This is a genomic window from Exiguobacterium sp. s39, from assembly GCF_018618925.1.
GTDB classification, from domain to species: domain Bacteria; phylum Bacillota; class Bacilli; order Exiguobacteriales; family Exiguobacteriaceae; genus Exiguobacterium_A; species Exiguobacterium_A abrahamii.
Map to the genome: position 1 here is coordinate 157,438 of NZ_JACSNA010000003.1, position 19,873 is coordinate 177,310.

The window sequence follows — 19,873 nt, forward strand, 5'->3', positions numbered from 1 at the left end:
TCTCAGTTGGAGGTGTCTCAGGTGTGGATGGGTCTTTACTCTCGGTTGGGGGTGTCTCGGGTGTTGGTGGGTCTTCACTCTCGGTTGATGGTGTCTTCTCTACTTCTACGAGTTCTTCGCATTGTTCAATTTCCTCTTTTTCCAACAAGTCCTTTTTCTTTGGATCATTCAACGTCTCTTCACAAAACGATGACGTCAAAGGGTCTGGAATCTCGAATTCCTCAGTCGTCGCATGACTGTGCGGAATCGGAAAGCTTGTTGCCAGTAAGATCATTAAGATGATAAAAAGATTTGGTGATCGATTTCGATACAATAAAATTCCTCCTTCAATTGGAACAATTCATTGACCTAGTTGATCTAAATGACTTTTCTTTACATCTTTTTCCTTCTAAATAAGTTAATTAAACCATTAATTTGGGATTTAAAAGATATAAAATATATCATTATTTATTGGTATATTAAAATTTAATGCCATAAGAGCATTAGTACAGTCATTTTATTATGATGAAATAAAAAAATGTGCTTGTCTCCAAGCACATCGAGATTTAATTCTTTTCTTCTGTCGTATCGTTTGGAATCGGTAATTGAACCATACTACCCGACCCACTGACGAGTGGTGACTTTCCGTCCCATTTCTTGACAGCTTCGTATTGAATCATCTCTTCTGTCAATGTCTTCTGTAGTTCTTTTTGAGCTTTTGCTAAACCTTGGGCTTCGATCAAACGCGCATCTGCTGCTCCTTTCGCTTCTACGCGAAGACGCTCTGCTTCTGCTTTAGCGATTTCAAGATCCGTTTTCTTTTTATCAAGTTCCTGCGACGCTTTGACACGCGCATCGATTGCTTCCTGTGTCTTTTCATCTGGTTTCGGCGCACCGAGTGCGACATCTTCGATGATGAAACCGATATCCTTGACGTCTTCTGCAAACTGCGTCTGAATGCTCGTCGAGACATTCCCTGATTTTTCACCGAACAGTTCAAGGACGGTAACTTTCGAGATTTGCTCACGCGATGCATCATAGAGACGTTGTTTCAGATATCCTTTTGCGATCTCATCGATTTCAATCGGTCCGAACTTATTGAAGACTTTCGTCACCTTATCCGGTGAGACGGAGAAGCTGTATGTAAAGTCGACGACGATGTTCTTTCCATCCTTGGTCGCAAGCGTCATGTTTTCAAGCGCTTTTGTCTGTGTCCGAATCGGATACTCTGTCACCCGTGTAATCGGTGAAACGACATGCCAACCTTGCGATAACGTCTCATCTTTGACACCGCTTGATGGTGTATAGACGACACCAACTTGTCCAGGTTCGATTTGTTCAACGATGAACGGTGTTGTTGCAAGCAACGCTAGTACGAGCACACCAGCGATGATCATCGATGGGCGAATTTTTTTCTTCGGTTTGATTTCTCTCATTCTGAATCTCCTTTATCGATCTTTTCTTGGATATAACGGTAGAGTTCCATGCCAAGCAAAACGATGAGGGCGAAAAACAATAATGTGAAAAAGATGGCCATCTAACCCCTCCTCTAACGAATTCCTTACTTTCTTCTACGTATCTATCTGGAAAATGTTTCATTTTTTTAAATGTCTGGTTGCTTATTTTTAATTTCTGTCCTAATATGGAGGGAACTTTGCCTGCTCTACGACAGATCACGATTTGTGGTACACTCGAATGAGCACATCACTTACTAGAAACGAGGGTTCATCTCTATATGATTACAGTACAAAACATCGGTCTTCGCTTTGCAGACCGAAAATTATTCGAAGACGTCAACATCAAGTTCACACCAGGTAACTGTTACGGTCTGATTGGTGCAAACGGTGCCGGTAAATCGACATTCCTGAAAATTCTCGCTGGTGACATCGAAGCACAACAAGGCGATGTCATCATCACACCAGGCGAACGTTTAGGCGTTCTCCGTCAGAACCATTACGAATACGAAGAATTCCAAGTCATCGAAACGGTCATGATGGGACACAAACGTCTCTATGAAGTCATGAAAGAAAAAGATGCGATCTATATGAAAGAAGATTTCTCGGACGAAGACGGCATGCGCGCTGCTGAACTCGAAGGTGAATTCGCTGAGATGAACGGTTGGGAAGCAGAGTCGGAAGCCGCAATGCTTCTTCAAGGACTCGGCATCAAGGAAGACCTTCACTCGAAAACGATGGCTGAGCTGACAGGATCGGAAAAGGTCAAAGTCTTGCTTGCACAAGCGTTGTTCGGCAAACCAGACATTCTCTTACTCGATGAGCCGACGAACGGACTTGATTTGAAAGCCGTCAAATGGCTCGAAGAATTCTTGATCGGATTCGAGAACACGGTCATCGTCATTTCCCACGACCGTCACTTCTTGAACAACGTCTGTACGCACATGGCGGATCTCGATTACGGTAAGATTCAATTGTATATCGGAAACTATGATTTCTGGTACGAGTCAAGTCAGCTTGCTTCGCGCATGGCAAGTGACCAAAACAAGAAAAAAGAAGAGAAAATCAAAGAACTTCAAGCCTTCATCGCGCGTTTCAGCTCAAACGCTTCAAAAGCGAAACAAGCGACGTCGCGGAAGAAATTGCTTGATAAAATCACACTCGACGACATTCGTCCATCGTCACGCCGTTATCCGTTCGTCGGTTTCACACCGGAACGCGAAATCGGAAATGACCTCTTGATGGTTGACGGTATCTCGAAGACGATTGATGGTGTCAAAGTCCTTGATAACGTCCGCTTCTCGTTGAACAAGACGGATAAAGTCGCGTTCATCAGTCAGAGCGATATCGCGATCACGACTCTCTTCAAGATCCTTATGGGTGAGATGGAACCGGATAGCGGTACGTTCAAATGGGGCGTCACGACTTCACAGTCGTACTTGCCAAAAGATAACTCGGAATTCTTCGAAGGCTCGGACAAGACGATCCTCGATTGGCTCCGTCAGTACTCACCGGCAGATGAGAGTGATACGTTCCTCCGTGGATTCCTCGGTCGGATGCTCTTCTCAGGAGAAGAAGTTATGAAAAAAGCCTCTGTCTTATCTGGGGGCGAAAAAGTCCGTTGTATGCTTTCAAAAGCAATGCTCAGCGGTGCTAACGTTCTCGTCCTCGACGATCCAACGAACCACTTGGATCTCGAATCGATCACAGCACTCAACGATGGCTTGATCGCTTACAAAGGTGCGATGCTCTTCAGCTCGCATGACCATCAGTTCGTCGAAACGATTGCGAACCGTATCATCGAGTTGACGCCAAACGGTATCGTCGATAAAGAAACGACATACGATGAGTACTTGAACAATGATACGATCCAACAGCAATTAACAGCGTTATACGCACAATGATGTCAAAAGAGACCGGAACTGTCGTTTCGGTCTCTTTTTTGAACACTTTGAAGGAGGAATGCGATATGCGTCATCGCGTATGTGCCGCGCTGATTGAAGAGCAACAGATCTTAATGGTTGAATTACACACGCCTTCCCGGACATTTTGGACGTTACCGGGCGGAGGTGTCGAGCGTGGTGAAACAAAAGAACAAGCCGTCGTGCGCGAAGTATTAGAGGAGACGCATCTTCACATCACAATCGAACGACAACTCTACGAGATTTCAATCGATCAGGGAATCGAGACATGTTTTCTCGTTCAACGCACCTCAGGTAGTTCTTCTGCACCTCGACTCGGGATTGATCCCGAACTTCCGCTTAATAAACAGGAATTACGAACCGTCCGTTTCCGACCACTAAAGGACCTTCAAGATGATTCACAGATTACTCGTTTGCTGAACTTACTGTAAAGGAAAGATTAACTAACTGAGATATAACTAACCAGGTTTCTTTACACTCCCTACATAATCGACTGAGTGAACTACTCACCACTTGTTTGCTTCGCAAATTGAAGTAGGAGCCTCTTGGGAAGACCGTACTTTTACAAGCTACGATTATTGACCAAGCTCATCGGGTGGTCCCCACCCTGAAGAATTTTCAGTATGCTAACATCAACAAGTTGATGCTCGCGTTGATGTCTCGATCATGAAGAGCACCACAAATACAGCTCCACTCGCGCACATCCATGGCTTTCTTCTCGCTTTTTATTCCGCAAGAAGAACAAATCTGTGTAGAGGCATACCATTGATCCGCTTTGATAAGTGTTCGCCCGTAGAATTTGCATTTGTATGCTAGCTGACGAACAAACTCATACCAACTGACATCCCCGATCGATTTGGCGATCTTATGGTTTTTCATCATGTTCTTCGACTTAAGTGTCTCAACGACTATGACTTGGTTATCGTCAACGATTCGTTTCGACAGCTTATGAAGAAAATCTTGACGTTGATTCGCAATCTTTTCATGCTTCTTGGAAAGGATCATCCTCGCCTTCTCTCGGTTCTTACTCCCAATTTTCTTGCGTGACAAGCCACGTTGCGCCTTCTTTATCTTATCTTCAGACTTTCGAAGAAAGCGCGGATTGGCAACTTTCTCAGAAAAATGTTTATCGTTTGTCAGGATGGCGAAGTGCTCCAAACCAAGATCAATCCCTACTTTATGTTTGGCGGGAATCCATTGCTCTTCGGCTTGATCGACGAGGATCGAGATGAAGAATTTTCGGGTCCTCGTCATCGAGATCGTCGCGGACTTGATCACACCTGTAAACGGACGATGTTGTTTCAACTTCACAAAACCAATCTTAGGAAGCTTCACCTGACATGCCTCGATTCGGATGCTTCCCTTCAGATTGTTCGTCGTGTAAGAGGCGCGGTCGTTGTGCTTCGATTTGAACTTGGGGAACCCAACAGACTTATCCCGAAAAAAGTTCTGGTATGCCTTATTCAAGTCCATCTGAGCGTTCGCTAGGGAAAGACTATCGACTTCTTTTAGGAAAGGGAATTCAGGTTTGTACTTTGCTGGGGTTGGGAGCTTCTGCTTCACGTCAGGGTCGAGCTTAGACTCTTTATACAATCGGATACGCTCTTCGAGCATCTTATTGTAAACGAAACGGACACAACCGAACGTCTTCACGAAATACTCTTGTTGGAACTTCGTCGGATAAAGTCGAAACTTGTACGCCTTCAGCAAGGAAATCACTCCTCTCCTTTTTTTCGATGTAGTGTCTGATGACATCGATCGTCGCATTTCCGGTCCTCACTAGACAATAACTTCGGGACCAAAACATTTCTTTTCAAAGTTGTGTTTTGACATGTGGAAAATCGTGGTTGATCAATCGACTGCTGGTACTCTTATAAGCGTTCAGAAACTTGGACATTTCCGCGTTTGGGTGCGCTTTAAACAACACATCGATATAATCGTTGTCATGGTTCCACTCGATCAGTGTAATACGATATGACGTGCCTATTCGTTCGAACATCTGTCTCGCAAACGTCGAGATGGCGTCATCAATCACTTGTCTCCTGTATTTCACTACGAGGATAAGATCGTAATTCAGAAGAAAGACTGAATGCTTATCTGTGTTAAATTTTGTTTGTGTATCAATTCCTTTTATTGGTTGCACTGATTTCATCAAATGATTATAGTCTTATCGAAACGGGTGATTCATCTCCTACCTACGCTACACTTAGAGGTGGGAGTATTCTCGCCTGATTTTGATAAATCGTATACGAAGCGACAGGATACAAAAACGCGGGAATCCGTTTTTTCATGCGTTATTCTTCTTTTGTTTCGCCGCTTCTTCTTCGACACGTTGCAACAGCCCATGAACGATTTTCTCATTCTCTCGCTCTCCTCCAAGCGACAACAGACTCTTTCCAACAAAGTTCGCTCCCTCATTTTTTCCCGTATAGATCAACAGACAACGGTCATGGTCGATCGGTTTAAGTGTAAACGTCATCTCGATCTTGAATATTTTAGCCAATGTGAATCCAATCGTATTTTGTTTGAAGTCAGGCTCGTTCGTATAGGCTAAATCGGTCACGATATAGGTTTCAAGTCGATTACCCTGCATGTATGTTTGACGATACGTCGAACCGACGACACCCGGTTTTCGTTCAATCACCTCGTGCTGGACGACGTTTGGAATCAAACACTGCAATCGCGTGTGATCAAACAAGTGCCATGCTTCCTCAATCGGAATATCGAGCTGTCGTTCTTCTCTCCACGTAATCATAGATCCGCCCCCTTTTCTATACAAATACCCTGTCATCCGGTCTTGTAACGTCCGGTGACAGGGCGAGAGCAGATTCTTATTTTACTGTGCTTGTTTCAAGGGCTGCACCGAGGAACTTCGCTAGTTCGAGCATACCGTAGCGTCCTGCAGCTGCCTCGGCATCCGAATTATAGTTCGTATTCGTATTGACGTCATACGTATAGATCGTACCTGACGCATCCTTAATGAACTCGATGCCTGCGACCGCGATTTGGTTCGCTTGGAGGAATGCTTCATACTTTTGGATGATCGGGTCATCGAAGCCTTCAACGATTTGGAACTTCATCGGTGTTTGCGGTGCTTCTTCACCGACTGGGCAGAACAAGTCGTCGATCACGCATGCATCCGCTGGGCAAAGCTCGAACCCTTCTGATGTATCGACTCGAACCGCGTAGACGAACTTTCCACCTACGAACTCACAACGTGTGATGTACGGTTCTGGTGCTTGAATATACTCTTGAATCAACGTGATGCCATCGACTGGTTCGTCGAATGTCGGACCGTCGAGATAAGCTTCAAGTGCTTCAATCGAGTGGAACAGCTGGACGCCGAGACCTTTTCCGGCACGGTTGTGTTTCGTGATGAATGACGAAACACCGATTTCTTTTGCTGCTTGTACGATTTGATCACGTCCGACGGCAGCCGTCGTCTTCGGTACACGAATCCCAGCCTTCCGCAACGCCGTATATTGATTGACTTTGCTGACTTCAAGACGGAGCGCACGCGTTCCGTTAAAGACGGTCCGGTCATGCTCTTCTAACCAAGCGAGGACCCCTTCCGTCAACTCCGGCGCGTAACGATGTCCCCGCGTATGCGAAGAAGCACTCATCCGGCTGTAAAAGACGCCTTCTGGCGGCAGTTCATCCAGCGGAACGATTCCTTCATTCAAGTGCCACTGTTCATACGGTAATTCGAGTTCTTCGAGACGTTTGATGAGATGGTCCGTCCATTCTTGGTTTTCGTGGAGAATATGAATTTTTGTCATGATTGTTGACCTACCTTTCGTTTCGCTTCGACCAGTGGCATTACGTCACGAGCAAAGCGTTCCATTTCTTCAAGTTGTGGTGAGAATTGTAACAAAAGTAACGTGACACCGACGGCTTCGAACGCTAGAATCCGTTCAGCGATTTGTTCTGGTGTCCCGATTAAATTCGGACGTAGACCACGGTTCGAGACAGAATAATCGTTCCGCTCGACCTGTTGCTCCAGTTGCGATTTACTAATGAAATCCTGATAACCGGCATAACCGGCGCTGTCTTCCTTGACGTCCGTGATCCGTTGCCATTCAAGAAGTGCTTCTTCTTCCGTATCCCGACAAATGATGTAGGCAGCAAGACCGAAGCTTTCGAGCGGCTTTTGTCCCGTCGCTTCCCGGCGTACTTTCATGTCGTCGATTTTATGGGCTACTTCTTCAACAGTGCCCCCGTGCATGACATAAGCGTCACAGTGTTCGACGATCGTTCGCTTTCCAGCTTCACTCTCTCCACCAGCGTAGAGCTTGATGCCTGGACGCTGGACTGGCTTCGGATGGAGTTCTGCTTGCTCGATCGTGTAGTGATGACCGGAGAAGCTATACGGTGACGCATCTGCCCACAGTCCCTTCATGACCGTGACGAACTCTTCCGTCCGAGCATAGCGTTCATCGTGCGCTGTGAAGATACCGTTGTATTGTTTCGCTTCCTCTGCCCACCACGCTGAAACGACGTTGAGCGTAAAGCGTCCACCACTCAACTGATCGATGTTTGCCGCCATCTTCGCCGTCGTCGCTGGATTATGGAACCCGGGACGAACCGCTGTCATGATCTCAAGGCGTTCTGTCGTTGCAGCAATCGCTGCTGCCGTCGTCCATGCCTCAAGACTCGGTTCCTTAATGCCTTTGATATCATTCAAGTTCAATTCCGCAATCAACGTCGTCGAGAACCCGATTCGTTCTGCTGTTTGTGCGACTTGTTTCGCATAATCGAAGGTCGGTGGCATCTGTTCATCCTCGACGTTACGTAACCATCCCCCAAAAATCGGTAACCAAAAACCATACTCCACTCCATCGTCCCCCTTATCATAAAAAAACGCTCTTTTCGAAGTTCGAAAAGAGCGACGGTATCTTGTCCTGTCCGCTCTTATCTTCGGAAGGTATCCCTTCCTGGAAGTAGCACCTTCCGCCGTAGCGGGGTTGCTGAAGTGTCTTCGGGCCAGTCCCTCGACTTCTCTAGATAAGATGTGTTGCATTCATCGTACAAAATTCACTGAACTAAAGCAACCATTAAACCGTCTTTTCCAATCGGAATTATTTCACGCATAAAAAAATCCCGACGTCGTGTCGGGATTCGGTATTAATATGGTGCGACGAAATCTGATGTTGGCTCTGGCGCTTGTTCACCACGCACACGATCATAGAATTTTGCCATTGTGACGCTGAAGTATGGTCCAACCCATAAGACAGCAAGACCAAGTGTAACGATCACGAGTAATGCCCAACCAATGAATGATAGGAAGAGTAAGAATGCTTCCATTTTATGACCATCCATGAGTTGACGTGAACGTGTGATGGCCTCGAAGATACCGACCGATGGTTCATCTCGAAGGATGTAGAACGTCAACAGGTAAGAGAACGACTTGATGATCCCTGGAATGATCAAGAGTAATGTCCATAAGAATAAGAAGACCGCTTGCACAATCGAGACGCCGATGACTTTGCCGAAGATTTTATACGGCTCGAACAAATCAGCTACTTTGACTTCTTCATTGCGTGCGAACGACATCGCGACCCACGTCCAACCCGCTGCGATTGGGATCAATAAAATCGAAAGAATGATACTGACCGCACTCATCGCATTTAGATCTTCGTTAGGATCTGGTCCGATGAACGTCGGAACGCTCTGGATGATAGAAAACAGTACGAACATGAGGATGGCAAATCCCCAACGACCGCTGAGCGACTCCTTCGCTGCTTTTTTTAATTGAGATGACATGAGTAAGGTCCTCCTTGAAAAATAAGTTCTCACCTTACTTTACGGTCGAATTCTTCTAATGTTTCACTCTTTTTTCAATAATTTCCCGTCTCGTTGCTGGTTGAGCCAAGCACGCTCAAGTTGTCGTTCACACGCCGTGTATAACGATCGTCGACCGTCGAGCCGTTCCATCGCGAATGGAATACCATGCTTTTTCGCCTGCGCGATGACATGTGCACTCGCTGCATGAGAAACGCGACTCGTCACGACGACGATCGCGTCCGTCTTTTTGGCGAGACAGGCAATCTTTTTCGCGGACTGTGCGTCCCCTGCAAGATGAATCAATTCGATTCCCGTCGGCGCAAAGAACTCGCGATAGACAGCGGTCTGTTGTTCATTTCCGACGATGACGAGACGCATTCCTGTGAAGCGCGTGAAATCAAGTGGTGTCTTATCAACGAAATCCATCAATTGTCCAGGTACGGCTGTCGTCACGATCGGTTCAATCGTTCGCTCTTTTGGTATACGGACGCGACGCTGTGCTTTTTTAGCTTTCGGAACCGGTTGTCGTTTCATTTTTCGTGCATACCGATTTGACTTTTTCGTTGTCACAGACGTCTTCACTACCGGTTGCTCTACCTCTGATGGGCGGTTAGATGATGCGTTGACGATCGGCTCTTTATACGTGAATGGATGCTTCCAAGCAATCGTCAGTGTATCCTTCCGTTCCCGCCACATGACGAGATCGACGAGTTGACCTGCTTCTAGTCGGAAATAGCGCATGTCTTCTACCGGAACGACATAATAGAACGATCTGCCCGACTCATCTTGCAGTGGACCATTCACCGTTTCCTCAATGATTCCATGCGCCTTGACGATTGCTTGTTCAAACACGACACGTTCTGGATTCTCTCTCATTCGCTCCGTCGAGACGACGGCTTCGATACGGCATATCGTTTTTTGATCATCCTGACGATCGACACGGACACGGACTTCCATGCCGTGCTCGAGATTCCAATCGCGGACGTCTCGTTCAGAAATATGACTGCCCGACCATTCTAGTAAAGTACCACCTTTTAACCCCCGCTGAAACGTATAGGCATAACGTTGCTTGCGTACTGGCTCGATCGGTACTTGCGGTGGCATGACGATAGTCTGTTTCTCTAACTCCATCACTTCATCGATGACCGGTGTTTCTTGAACGTCGCGCGGTGCATAATACGCTGACATTTTGACCCATTCATCGATTCCGTTCACTTCGTCGAGCCAGAGTTGCCAATCTTCATACTGCTCCACGACCGCTAATTTCATCTGTACCAATTCAGTTGCTCGTTCCAACACCTGTTGCATCATCCGTAACCACTTCCTTTGCGTTTTTTTCACTATAGCAACGAAAAAACGCGGAAGTAGTCCAAAAAAATAACCAGGTTATTTTTTATTTAGGTACGTTGCTGAATTTCCACAGCCGGATCCTGACGCTTGTATTTCGCAACGATGACGATCAAAACCGTGATGATCACAAGCAGGAACCAAGAAGACAATTTTCCAAGATCAACGACTACCCAGCCTCCTTCCTGATGCGGATAGACCCAGCCTTTAAAGAACGTTACGATGTTCTCCGCGATCCAAATGAAAAAGGCAATCAGTAAAAAGGATAGAACGAGCGGCATCCGGTAGATCGTCTGCTCGATCGTAAAATGAACCCATGACTTATAGAAAACGAGGACGACGAGGACCATCAATAGCCAGCGTGCATCGAAGATCCAGTGGTGGGTGAAGAAGTTGAGATAGACGAGACTGCCGACGCTGATCGCAAGCCAGGGGGGTGGAAATGCTATGAATCGTAAATGAAATCGCCGAAACGCCTGGCAGACATAACTCGCGACGCTTGCGTACATGAATCCTGCATACAAGGGAACACCAGCCACTTTCGTCAAAGCGTCTTCCGGATAACTCCAAGACCCGACGTTCACCTTGAACAGTTCAAGTGCTAGACCGATGACGTGAAACAATAAGATCAGTTTGAATTCCTCCATCGTTTCATACCGCGTGACGAGTAAGACGATTTGGACGAGAATACACCAGAGCAACAGGAGATCGTATCGTGCGATCGGTTCAGTAGGAAGATAACGTGAAAGAGCAAGCGCCGCGAAAATCATTACGGGAAAGACACAACAGATGGCTTCTATATATGTAAAACGAATCAGGTGCCGGATCGCTTTCATTTGGTCATCTCCTTTTTCTTCAGTATACGTTTCTCTTTTGACCTTCCCCTCCTTCTTAAGATGGAAAAAACGGAAAATTTCGTCTTTCTTCTTCCACTTTCCTCATGATACAGTTAACGAATCAATTATTTTTAAGAAATGAGGTGCCAGACATGACGCGTCATCGTGCTTCCTGGTTGTTACGCGCTACGTTAAAGTGGGGACTCTTCCTGCTTGGTTTATTTTTACTCGCTCTTGGCTCATCGATGATGATCACGGCTGAACTCGGTGTCTCGACGTGGGATGTATTGCATCTTGGTCTCCAAAAGAAGACGCCACTATCCGTCGGAACGATCATCTTACTTGTTGGTCTATTACTCGTTTTCGTGAAGTACGCGTTAGACCGCGTCACACCGCAAATCGGAACGCTCGTCAACGCGATTTTCGTTGGTGTCTTCATGAATCTTGTGCTTGGTTCTCATCTCTTACCCTCTTTTGAATCGATCTGGTTGAATACACTCTGGCTGATTTTCGGCATCTTCATCATTGGGATGGGCGCTGGTCTGTATGTCGCTGTCGGATACGGGGCCGGTCCACGCGATGGGTTGACATTGACACTTGCAGAGCGTTTTGGAACGTCGATTCGTCTGATGCGGACGATCATGGAAGTTACGGCATGCGGCATTGGCTGGTTGCTTGGGGGACCTGTTTTCTTCGGTACGATCCTCTCGATTTTCCTGATCGGACCGTTCCTGCAATTTTGGTTGTTCTATTTCCGACGGATCATTGCAGCGATTGATGCAAAAGGACTTCCGGCGTCTGAACGCCAAATTAGCTAAGTCGCCTGACTCGATATCATTCTGCGTGAATGATATCTTTTTTTATGTCAGAAGCAGATAAGTTGCGCCATCAAAATAAACACGTTATATTCGTTTACATATCAATCTTTGATACGTCAAAGGTTTCTTCGAACGAAGGGAAGGATGTGATGGATTGAGTATTTCCTGCACCGAAAAAGGACGTTTGATCTATGCACTCGTCTCCGTCAATAAGACGATTGCTCAAAAATTCGATCTCTGTACGGATGGTTTCAGTCAGACGCGAATGGACCTACTTGCTCAACTACAAGTCGATCAAACGATCAGTCAAAAAGAATTGCAAAAACGCGTCAATGTCGATCATGCAGCAGTGACCCGTCATCTCAAACATCTGGAATCGACCGGGATGATTGCTCGCGAACGGTCAGCCGCTGACAATCGGGTGATTCTTGTTTCCTTAACGGAACAAGGGGCGACGCGCATTGCACGATTACGCGAACAAAAAGATGAGTTCCTCGAGAACTTACTCGAAGGATTCTCCGCTGAAGAACAACGGACGCTAGCTGAGATGATTCAACGCATCGAAGCGAACGCCGACACATTACCTAAATTAAAAGAGGAGTCGATTTAATATGGCAACGCAAACTCAAACAGACTTCATGGAAATCGTCAAAGGACGTCGCTCGATCCGTAACTACGATACAGACGTGAAGATCTCAAAAGAAGAAATGACACAAATTCTTGAAGAAGCAACACTCGCACCTTCTTCTGTCAACATGCAACCATGGCGTTTCCTCGTCATCGATAGCGAAGAAGGCAAAGCGACACTCGCACCACTCGCGAAATTCAACCAAGTCCAAGTCGAGACATCTTCTGCTGTCATCGCGGTCTTCGGTGACATGAACGCTGTTGATCAACTCGAGAACATCTACGATACAGCTGTCGCAAAAGGGCTTATGCCACAAGAAGTACGCGATCGCCAAGTACCAGCGATTCAAGGTATGTACAGCAGTGTATCAGCGAACGATTTGAAAGACAGTATCTTGATCGACTCGGGTCTCGTCTCGATGCAATTGATGCTCGTCGCTCGTGCACACGGATATGATACAAACCCAATCGGTGGTTACGAGAAAGATCAAATCGCAGAAGCATTCGGTCTTGAAAAAGAGCGTTATGTACCGGTCATGTTGCTATCGATCGGTAAAGCGGTGGACGCTGGATATCCATCAGTTCGCCTACCAATCAACGACATCGCAGACTGGAAATAAGTTTTTTTACACTATAAAAAAAGAAAACACACACAAGGGAGATTGAATAATTATGACTACTCAAACAACAACGAACTTCATGGAAATCGTCAAAGGACGCCGCTCGATTCGTAACTACGACACGAACGTAAAAATTTCAAAAGAAGAAATGACACAAATCCTTGAAGAAGCAACACTTGCACCATCTTCAGTTAACATGCAACCATGGCGTTTCCTCGTCATCGATAGCGAAGAAGGTAAAGCGACACTCGCACCACTCGCAAAATTCAACCAAGTTCAAGTCGAGACATCTTCTGCTGTCATCGCTGTCTTCGGTGACATGAACGCGGTCGATAGCATCGAGACAATCTACGACATGGCTGTTGAAAAAGGGCTTATGCCGCAAGAAGTACGTGATCGCCAAGTACCAGCCATCAAAGGTTTCTACCGTCCAGAAGACGTTGAAACATTGCGTGATAGCATCTTGATCGACTCAGGTCTCGTTTCGATGCAATTGATGCTCGTCGCTCGTGCACACGGTTATGACACAAACCCAATCGGTGGTTATGAAAAAGACCAAATCGCAGAAGCATTCGGTCTTGAAAAAGAACGTTATCTTCCAGTCATGTTGCTTTCAATCGGTAAAGCCGTGGACGCAGGATACCCATCGGTTCGTCTACCAATCGCTGACATCGCAGAGTGGAAATAAGCGATCTCACCTAGTCCGGATTCCTTTCACAGGAATCCGGCTTTTTTGTATACTCAAAGAAAAGGAGGCGTCAGTAATGTATGATGTGACGATTATCGGAGCCGGTGTGGCAGGAATTTTCCTCGCCCATCAGCTTGTGGAAGACGGACAACGCGTCCTACTGCTCGATGCCGGAAAAACGATTCGCGAGCGCAAGGCAGAAGATGCGTATCTTGGATTTGCGGGGCTTGGCAAATCAGAAGGAAAGTTTAATTATGCGACAGGATTCGGCGGGGAACTCGTCTCAAAAATCGGTGAAGAGACGACACGACGACTGTTCCAAGAAGTCGATGATCTTTTATGTACTTATGGTGGAGGTACAGTTGAGACCTATTCCACGCATTCCCCTACTGTAGCGTCTCGTGCCCGTCGCGCCGGTCTACATTCGGTCGAGACGACCGTCCGTCATTTAGGCACAGTACGGACCGCTGCCGTCTTCACGGCGTTTGAGGACGCCTTATTACCACGTCTCGATGCCCGGTTCGAAACGACAATCGAGCAGATCACAAAATTAGAGCCGTTTACGATCAAAACAGCGGACGAGATCTTCGTCAGTCAACGGATTGTGTTTGCGACAGGTCGTTCAGGTGCAGACTTTACGTTGCAAAAGTTAGCGACGCTTGGTGTCACCCCACAGCGGACTCGACTTGATCTCGGGGTGCGAATTGAGACGGATGAGGCGCTATTTCGGACATTGTTACAGGAGACGTTCGAGACGAAGCTCGGTTACGACTCGCCTTACGGTCAAGCCGTCACCTATTGCATGAATCCACGCGGACGGATCATCCGCAAATATCAAGAAGGACTCGTCATGCCGGACGGCCAAAACGTCCACGAGACAGCAGACGGCTCGACAAATCTGAACTTCACGCTATTTCTCCCGCGGTATTTTTCGACGCTAACGAAAGCGAATGCGTATGCCACGCGCATCATTGGCGGAATCAACCAAGGTGGTGATCGCATTCTCGTTCAGCGACTTAGTGATTTCCGAGCATCGCGAGCGACGACACACGATCAATTGAGTCGTAACACGATCATCCCTTCCCTAACCGCGTCCCCCGGTAATTTGCATGCAGAAGTACCTGCAGAAGACATGCTTGTCTTAGAAGGGTTTTTAGAGCGCCTTGAGCAACTCCTTGAAGTGGAACTTCCGGGAGATACGTTGCTTTACGGATTAGATGGCAAGTTTTACGCACCGATGCTTGAGACGTCAGAGACGTTTGAGACGACATGTCCCGGTGTCTATGCGATCGGGGATTGTTCCGGTGCCACACACTCGCTTGCCCAAGCAGCTGCTAGCGGACTCCATCTTGGACATGCCTTGACGCAAAACAGCCGGTCCCTCTTCGCTTAAGCGGAGAATGACCGGCTTGTCTTATTTCTTGAATGCTTCGTACACTTTCAATTGTTTCCCTTTGACCTTCGTCGTCTTCATCGCCCGGAGGACAAGCGGACCTTTTCCGTTGAGGATATCGACATACGTCAACGTATCCTGAATCGAGATGATGCCGATGTCGTCTGCTGTGACGCCTTCAATCTTCGCAATCGTTCCAACGAAGTCGACGGCACGGAGTTTCTTCTTTTTCCCACCGTTGAAGAACAACTTCATGATGTCCGCATCAAGCTGCTCCGTTTTCGAAGAACGTGTATCTTCCGTCGCCATTTTCTCTTCGAACGCATCCGCTGTCCGCATCAAGTCCTTTTCTGTCGGTGCTTGGCGACGTGTCAGCTTCCCGTGATACTGCTCGATTTCCTTCAGGCGACGTTCGTCTGCTGGTGTGACGAGACTGATTGCTTGTCCTGCTGCTCCTGCCCGCCCCGTTCGACCGGTCCGGTGAACGTAGCTTTCTCGTTCGACAGGGAGATCATACTGGATGACGTGCGTGATGTTCTCGATATCGATGCCGCGTGCCGCGACATCTGTTGCGACAAGAATTCGGAACTTCCCGGCACGGAAGGCTTTCATCGCATCGAGTCGATCGTCTTGTTCCATCCCACCATGGATCGCTTCAACCGGATAGTCATGGGCGCGTAGACCATTCGCGACGAAATCAACGTGTTCTTTCGTCCGACAGAAGATCATGCAGCGATCCGGGTTTTCAGCGACCAGGGCATCTTTCAAAATCGCGAACTTCGTCTTGTCCGTCACCGGAATATAACTATGCGTAATCGTTGAGACGACGGTTTCACCCACTTCGATCCGTTTTGGTGCCTCCATGTAACGGTCACTCAACTGTTCGATGTCTTCTGGGAAGGTCGCAGAGAACAATAGTGTCATCCGCTCCTTCGGTAACTCAGACAAGATGGCATCGACTTGATCGAGGAAGCCCATGTTCAGCATTTCATCCGCTTCATCTAAAACGACGTAACGGACTTTCTCAAGCGATAACGTGCCCCGCTCGATATGATCGCGTACGCGTCCCGGTGTTCCGACGACGACGTGTGTCTTTTGCTTGAGCTCCGTGACTTGCCCACGGAACGGTTGCTTGCCGAAGACAGCTGTCGCTTTGATCCGCTTATAGCGTCCGATGTTCATGATATCTTCTTTGACCTGTAAGGCCAGCTCACGTGTTGGCGTCAAGACTAAGACTTGTGGTTTGTTTTCTTCCCACTCGACGAGTTCACACAGTGGGATCGCAAACGATGCCGTCTTTCCGCTCCCCGTCCGTGATTTGACGATGACATCTTTTCCAGATAGTACGACCGGAATGACGGATTGCTGAACTTCGGTTGGTGTCGTGTAGCCGAGTTGCTCGATTGAGTCGAGAATCGGTGCGCTTAAGTTAAAATCATTAAATCGTGTACGTGTCATAGAATGTCCTCATTTCTTATCGTAAAAAAAGCTTCCCACCGAAACGATGAGAAGCCCAACGAATTATTTGGATGCTACTTTATCTTTTTTGATTTGCTTACTACGTAATTGACCACACGCTGCATCGATGTCTGTTCCGTGCTCAAGACGAACACCACAGTTCAAGCCGTTCTTTTTCAACGTATCGTAGAACGTCGTGATATCTTCAGACGTACTACGCTGATATTGACCATGCTCATCGACCGGGTTGTACGGAATCAAGTTGACATACGTTAAGTGACGTTTGTCTTCGAACAGTTTTGCGAGTTCGACTGCGTGTTCTTTTTGGTCGTTGACGCCACGAAGCAAGATGTACTCGATCGTGATTTTACGGTTCGTCGTTTGAACGTAATAATCGATTGCTGGCATCAATTTCTCAAGCGGGATCGCCCGGTTGATTTTCATGATTTGCGTACGCAATTCATTGTTTGGTGCATGAAGCGAGATCGCCAAGTTGACTTGGAGTTTCAAGTCAGCGAACTTGTAGATCTTATCTGCCAAACCACTTGTTGAAACCGTGATGTGACGCGCACCGATCGCAAGACCATTGTGGTCCTTGATGACGTTCAAGAAGTCGACCATGTTGTCGAAGTTATCGAACGGTTCACCGATACCCATGACGACGACGTGGCTGACACGTTCTTCGTTACCGACTGCATCGAGGTGATGTTGAACGTTCATGATCTGCTCAACGATTTCGCCTGCTGACAAGTCGCGGCTCTTCTTGATCAGACCACTTGCACAGAAGCTACAGCCGATGTTACAGCCGACCTGTGTCGTAACACAGACAGAAAGACCGTACTTATGACGCATCAGAACCGTTTCAATCAAGTTACCATCATATAATTTGAAAAGGAACTTGATTGTTCCGTCTGCTGATTCTTGCTTGACCGCTTCTGTCATCGAGTCAATCGTAAAACTCTGATCTAACAACTCAAGGCAATCCTTGTTGACATTCGTCATTTCCGCGAAAGTCGTGACACGTTTACGGTAGAGCCAATCCCATACTTGTTTGGCACGGAATGGTTTGTGCCCTTGATTCGATAACCATTCTGTCATCTGCTCAAGCGTTAATCCATAAATGGATGGTTTATTCATTTCGAAAGACCTCATTTCTTTTTCCAGAACTACAACATTCCTTTATCTTAGTAAAAATCAGCGCGTGACGCAACGTTCAAATCCTAAATGTTCACTTTCTGTAAAGTTTTTGCGCCACTTTCGATCAAATCGACAGACTCCGACGTCCGAATTGAACGACTGCTCCGGTCAAGAACACGAGACAGAGGACGAGTAAAAGAATGGAATGAAGAAGAAAATGATCCGTTCCTTCTAGTAATTGCGTCGTATTGAATAAGGAGAAGACAGATAGATAACGAAGCCACTCCGTCTTGTCACTTAGTTCCGACAGAATCGTCAAGACGATCGATAGAACCAGTACACTACCGGCAAGCGAAAAAGCACGACGTTCTTCGTCAAATAACGTCGCAACGAATAACGTAAAGGCACCGATCGCCAAGAGTAACAATAGCGCATTGAGTTGAATCCGCCATAAGATGACGTCATTGATCGAAATATCTGTCATCCACCAGTCGGATACCATCAAGACGAGTCCATTCAGTCCTACGAGAACCATACTTGCGATACCCATGACGATCGCGACAGCAAACGTATACGCATTCCGTGTAATCGGGGCTGCGAGATAGACGATCAGCTCTCCGTTGTCGATCGGTCGTGCAACGAGACGCGCTGCTAATGAGAGCAGGAATAGACTGGCAATGACTTGAAAAATCAGTCCATAATAGTTCCCACCGAGCAGATCCAGTACATTCTCGAACCCTGTCACCTTATCGTATTGAAATGCTTTTAAGACTTCCGGAGGTAACGCTTCTAGCTTTGCTTCTAGTAAACCTGTCTTCATCATCGATGGATAAAGCAACGCAAGCATCAATAAGTAGAGACTCGTTCCAATCGCATAAGCAAGCACGGGCTTTCTGACCTGCTTGAATAAAGAGCGAATCAGCAATATCACGACGATTCCTCCTCTCCATAATAATGCAAGAAGACCTGTTCTAAATCATCTGCTGACGGACGAATCAGTCGCACATCATACTGAGTTAAATAAGCGATCGCCTGATTCAAGCTCAGCGTCTCGTCCGTTTGAAAACTGACTTCCAGCCGCTTCGGTTCAACACCGACTTGCATCGCGAACTGTGCCGCCTCCACCTCAGTTCGGAAGACGATCGTGTACGTCTTTCGACTCGATCGAACCAACTCATGAATATCCGATTCGACGATGATGCGCCCTGCTTTGATTAAAGCCGCTCGATCGCACGATTTTTCCATCTCCGGAAAGTGGTGTGAACTCATCAGAATCGCTTTTCCAGCATGCTTCTCCTGTTCGATCCACTCTAAAAAACGCTCTTGCATCAAAGGATCGAGTCCACTGGTCGGCTCATCAAGTAGATAGACGGGTGCATCCTTCATGAAGCAACCGACAAGTGCCAGTTTTTGCTTCATCCCTTTTGACATCTTGCGGATTTTCGTCTTCGTCTCAAACGGAAATCGTTTCAACAACAGTTGCCGCCGTGTCGGATCGCTACCATGCAGTCGTTGCATCAAATCGAGCATGTCTACTCCTGTCATGTCTCCAGGTAAACTAATCTCCCCCGGCAAATAACCGACCAACTGCTTCACCTCTTTACTTTGCTTCCAGCAATCAAAGCCACCGATCGTCGCCTTTCCAGCATCCGCCGCCAGTAGTCCCATTAAATGTCGAAGTGTCGTTGATTTTCCAGATCCGTTTGGTCCGATGAAACCGAATATCGTACCCGGATCAACTGTAAAACTGACATCGAATATTCCACGCCCCGGTGCAAACTCTTTCGTGACATGCTCCAAACGGATCATC

20 protein-coding genes, 1 pseudogene and 1 riboswitch are annotated in these 19,873 nt (G+C 47.0%); of the genes and pseudogenes, 7 read left to right on the forward strand and 14 right to left on the reverse strand.

All coding sequences use genetic code 11. The annotated features are described in order from the left end of the window. Together KNQ11_RS13990 and KNQ11_RS13995 are read right to left on the reverse strand one after the other, a co-directional pair. The coding region (locus KNQ11_RS13990; RefSeq protein ID WP_251139706.1) for a hypothetical protein at positions 1 to 313 on the reverse strand (313 nt) is incomplete at its 3' end. Positions 314 to 545: 232 nt separating this feature from the next. After that, complete coding sequence (locus tag KNQ11_RS13995) at positions 546 to 1,415, reverse strand: prohibitin family protein (protein WP_149428044.1); 870 nt, start codon at positions 1,413 to 1,415, stop codon at positions 546 to 548. 299 nt (positions 1,416 to 1,714) lie between these two features. On the opposite strand from KNQ11_RS13995, the gene KNQ11_RS14000 reads away from it, so the two are divergent. Together KNQ11_RS14000 and KNQ11_RS14005 are read left to right on the forward strand one after the other, a co-directional pair. Then, on the forward strand, positions 1,715 to 3,337 hold the full coding sequence (locus tag KNQ11_RS14000) for an ABC-F family ATP-binding cassette domain-containing protein (protein ID WP_214772315.1): 1,623 nt from the start codon (positions 1,715 to 1,717) through the stop codon (positions 3,335 to 3,337). Between the two features lie 65 nt (positions 3,338 to 3,402). After that, on the forward strand, positions 3,403 to 3,786 hold the full coding sequence (locus tag KNQ11_RS14005; RefSeq protein ID WP_214725162.1) for an NUDIX domain-containing protein: 384 nt from the start codon (positions 3,403 to 3,405) through the stop codon (positions 3,784 to 3,786). Between the two features lie 187 nt (positions 3,787 to 3,973). Here the strand turns inward: KNQ11_RS14005 and tnpB are convergent, their stop codons facing one another. The 8 genes and pseudogenes from tnpB to KNQ11_RS14045 form a co-directional block, all read right to left on the reverse strand. After that, positions 3,974 to 5,065 carry an IS200/IS605 family element RNA-guided endonuclease TnpB gene (tnpB, locus tag KNQ11_RS14010; protein ID WP_133208443.1) on the reverse strand — a complete coding sequence of 364 codons (1,092 nt, stop codon included), beginning with the start codon at positions 5,063 to 5,065 and terminating at the stop codon, positions 3,974 to 3,976. Between the two features lie 16 nt (positions 5,066 to 5,081). After that, a pseudogene (gene tnpA, locus KNQ11_RS14015) lies at positions 5,082 to 5,507 on the reverse strand (IS200/IS605 family transposase); the annotation flags it as partial. Between the two features lie 135 nt (positions 5,508 to 5,642). Beyond that, complete coding sequence (locus KNQ11_RS14020) at positions 5,643 to 6,110, reverse strand: hypothetical protein (protein ID WP_214772317.1); 468 nt, start codon at positions 6,108 to 6,110, stop codon at positions 5,643 to 5,645. Positions 6,111 to 6,186: 76 nt separating this feature from the next. Continuing rightward, positions 6,187 to 7,134 carry an ATP-grasp domain-containing protein gene (locus tag KNQ11_RS14025; RefSeq protein WP_050678782.1) on the reverse strand — a complete coding sequence of 316 codons (948 nt, stop codon included), beginning with the start codon at positions 7,132 to 7,134 and terminating at the stop codon, positions 6,187 to 6,189. Next, a complete protein-coding gene (locus KNQ11_RS14030; protein WP_149428047.1) occupies positions 7,131 to 8,189 on the reverse strand; it encodes an LLM class flavin-dependent oxidoreductase in 1,059 nt (352 codons plus the stop codon). The genes KNQ11_RS14025 and KNQ11_RS14030 overlap by 4 nt, the downstream gene beginning before the upstream one ends. A gap of 74 nt (positions 8,190 to 8,263) precedes the next feature. Next, a riboswitch (SAM riboswitch) is annotated at positions 8,264 to 8,366 on the reverse strand. A gap of 113 nt (positions 8,367 to 8,479) precedes the next feature. Then, positions 8,480 to 9,118 carry a DUF975 family protein gene (locus KNQ11_RS14035; protein WP_214725166.1) on the reverse strand — a complete coding sequence of 213 codons (639 nt, stop codon included), beginning with the start codon at positions 9,116 to 9,118 and terminating at the stop codon, positions 8,480 to 8,482. A gap of 63 nt (positions 9,119 to 9,181) precedes the next feature. Further along, complete coding sequence (locus KNQ11_RS14040) at positions 9,182 to 10,450, reverse strand: DUF2325 domain-containing protein (protein ID WP_214772319.1); 1,269 nt, start codon at positions 10,448 to 10,450, stop codon at positions 9,182 to 9,184. Positions 10,451 to 10,536: 86 nt separating this feature from the next. Further along, positions 10,537 to 11,322 carry a DUF817 domain-containing protein gene (locus KNQ11_RS14045; protein WP_214772321.1) on the reverse strand — a complete coding sequence of 262 codons (786 nt, stop codon included), beginning with the start codon at positions 11,320 to 11,322 and terminating at the stop codon, positions 10,537 to 10,539. 152 nt (positions 11,323 to 11,474) lie between these two features. Here KNQ11_RS14045 and KNQ11_RS14050 point away from each other — a divergent pair, with 152 nt between their 5' ends. The 5 genes from KNQ11_RS14050 to KNQ11_RS14070 all read left to right on the forward strand — a co-directional run bounded on the left by KNQ11_RS14050 (position 11,475) and on the right by KNQ11_RS14070 (position 15,468). Further along, positions 11,475 to 12,140: a YczE/YyaS/YitT family protein gene (locus KNQ11_RS14050; protein ID WP_058265637.1), complete on the forward strand. Its 666-nt coding sequence runs from the start codon at positions 11,475 to 11,477 to the stop codon at positions 12,138 to 12,140. 154 nt (positions 12,141 to 12,294) lie between these two features. Then, positions 12,295 to 12,750, forward strand: a complete 456-nt coding sequence (locus KNQ11_RS14055; RefSeq protein ID WP_023469788.1) for a MarR family winged helix-turn-helix transcriptional regulator — start codon at positions 12,295 to 12,297, stop codon at positions 12,748 to 12,750. Position 12,751: 1 nt separating this feature from the next. Then, positions 12,752 to 13,387 (forward strand): nitroreductase family protein, encoded by a 636-nt coding sequence (locus KNQ11_RS14060; RefSeq protein WP_029342971.1) that lies wholly within the window; start codon positions 12,752 to 12,754, stop codon positions 13,385 to 13,387. Between the two features lie 52 nt (positions 13,388 to 13,439). Next, on the forward strand, positions 13,440 to 14,075 hold the full coding sequence (locus KNQ11_RS14065) for a nitroreductase family protein (protein WP_214772323.1): 636 nt from the start codon (positions 13,440 to 13,442) through the stop codon (positions 14,073 to 14,075). Positions 14,076 to 14,151: 76 nt separating this feature from the next. Next, positions 14,152 to 15,468, forward strand: a complete 1,317-nt coding sequence (locus KNQ11_RS14070; protein WP_214772325.1) for an NAD(P)/FAD-dependent oxidoreductase — start codon at positions 14,152 to 14,154, stop codon at positions 15,466 to 15,468. A gap of 21 nt (positions 15,469 to 15,489) precedes the next feature. Here KNQ11_RS14070 and KNQ11_RS14075 read toward each other — a convergent pair whose 3' ends face one another. The 4 genes from KNQ11_RS14075 to KNQ11_RS14090 all read right to left on the reverse strand — a co-directional run bounded on the left by KNQ11_RS14075 (position 15,490) and on the right by KNQ11_RS14090 (position 19,872). Continuing rightward, a complete protein-coding gene (locus tag KNQ11_RS14075; protein WP_214772327.1) occupies positions 15,490 to 16,926 on the reverse strand; it encodes a DEAD/DEAH box helicase in 1,437 nt (478 codons plus the stop codon). A 63-nt stretch (positions 16,927 to 16,989) separates the two neighbouring features. Continuing rightward, positions 16,990 to 18,063, reverse strand: coding sequence for a dual-specificity RNA methyltransferase RlmN (gene rlmN / locus KNQ11_RS14080; protein ID WP_023469793.1), 1,074 nt, complete (start codon positions 18,061 to 18,063; stop codon positions 16,990 to 16,992). 124 nt (positions 18,064 to 18,187) lie between these two features. After that, entirely contained in the window at positions 18,188 to 18,994 is an 807-nt protein-coding gene (locus KNQ11_RS14085; RefSeq protein ID WP_350468480.1) for an ABC transporter permease subunit, read from the reverse strand. Beyond that, a complete protein-coding gene (locus KNQ11_RS14090; protein ID WP_214772329.1) occupies positions 18,991 to 19,872 on the reverse strand; it encodes an ABC transporter ATP-binding protein in 882 nt (293 codons plus the stop codon). Before KNQ11_RS14090 ends, KNQ11_RS14085 begins: the two co-directional genes overlap by 4 nt. Between the last annotated feature and the right edge of the window lies 1 nt (position 19,873).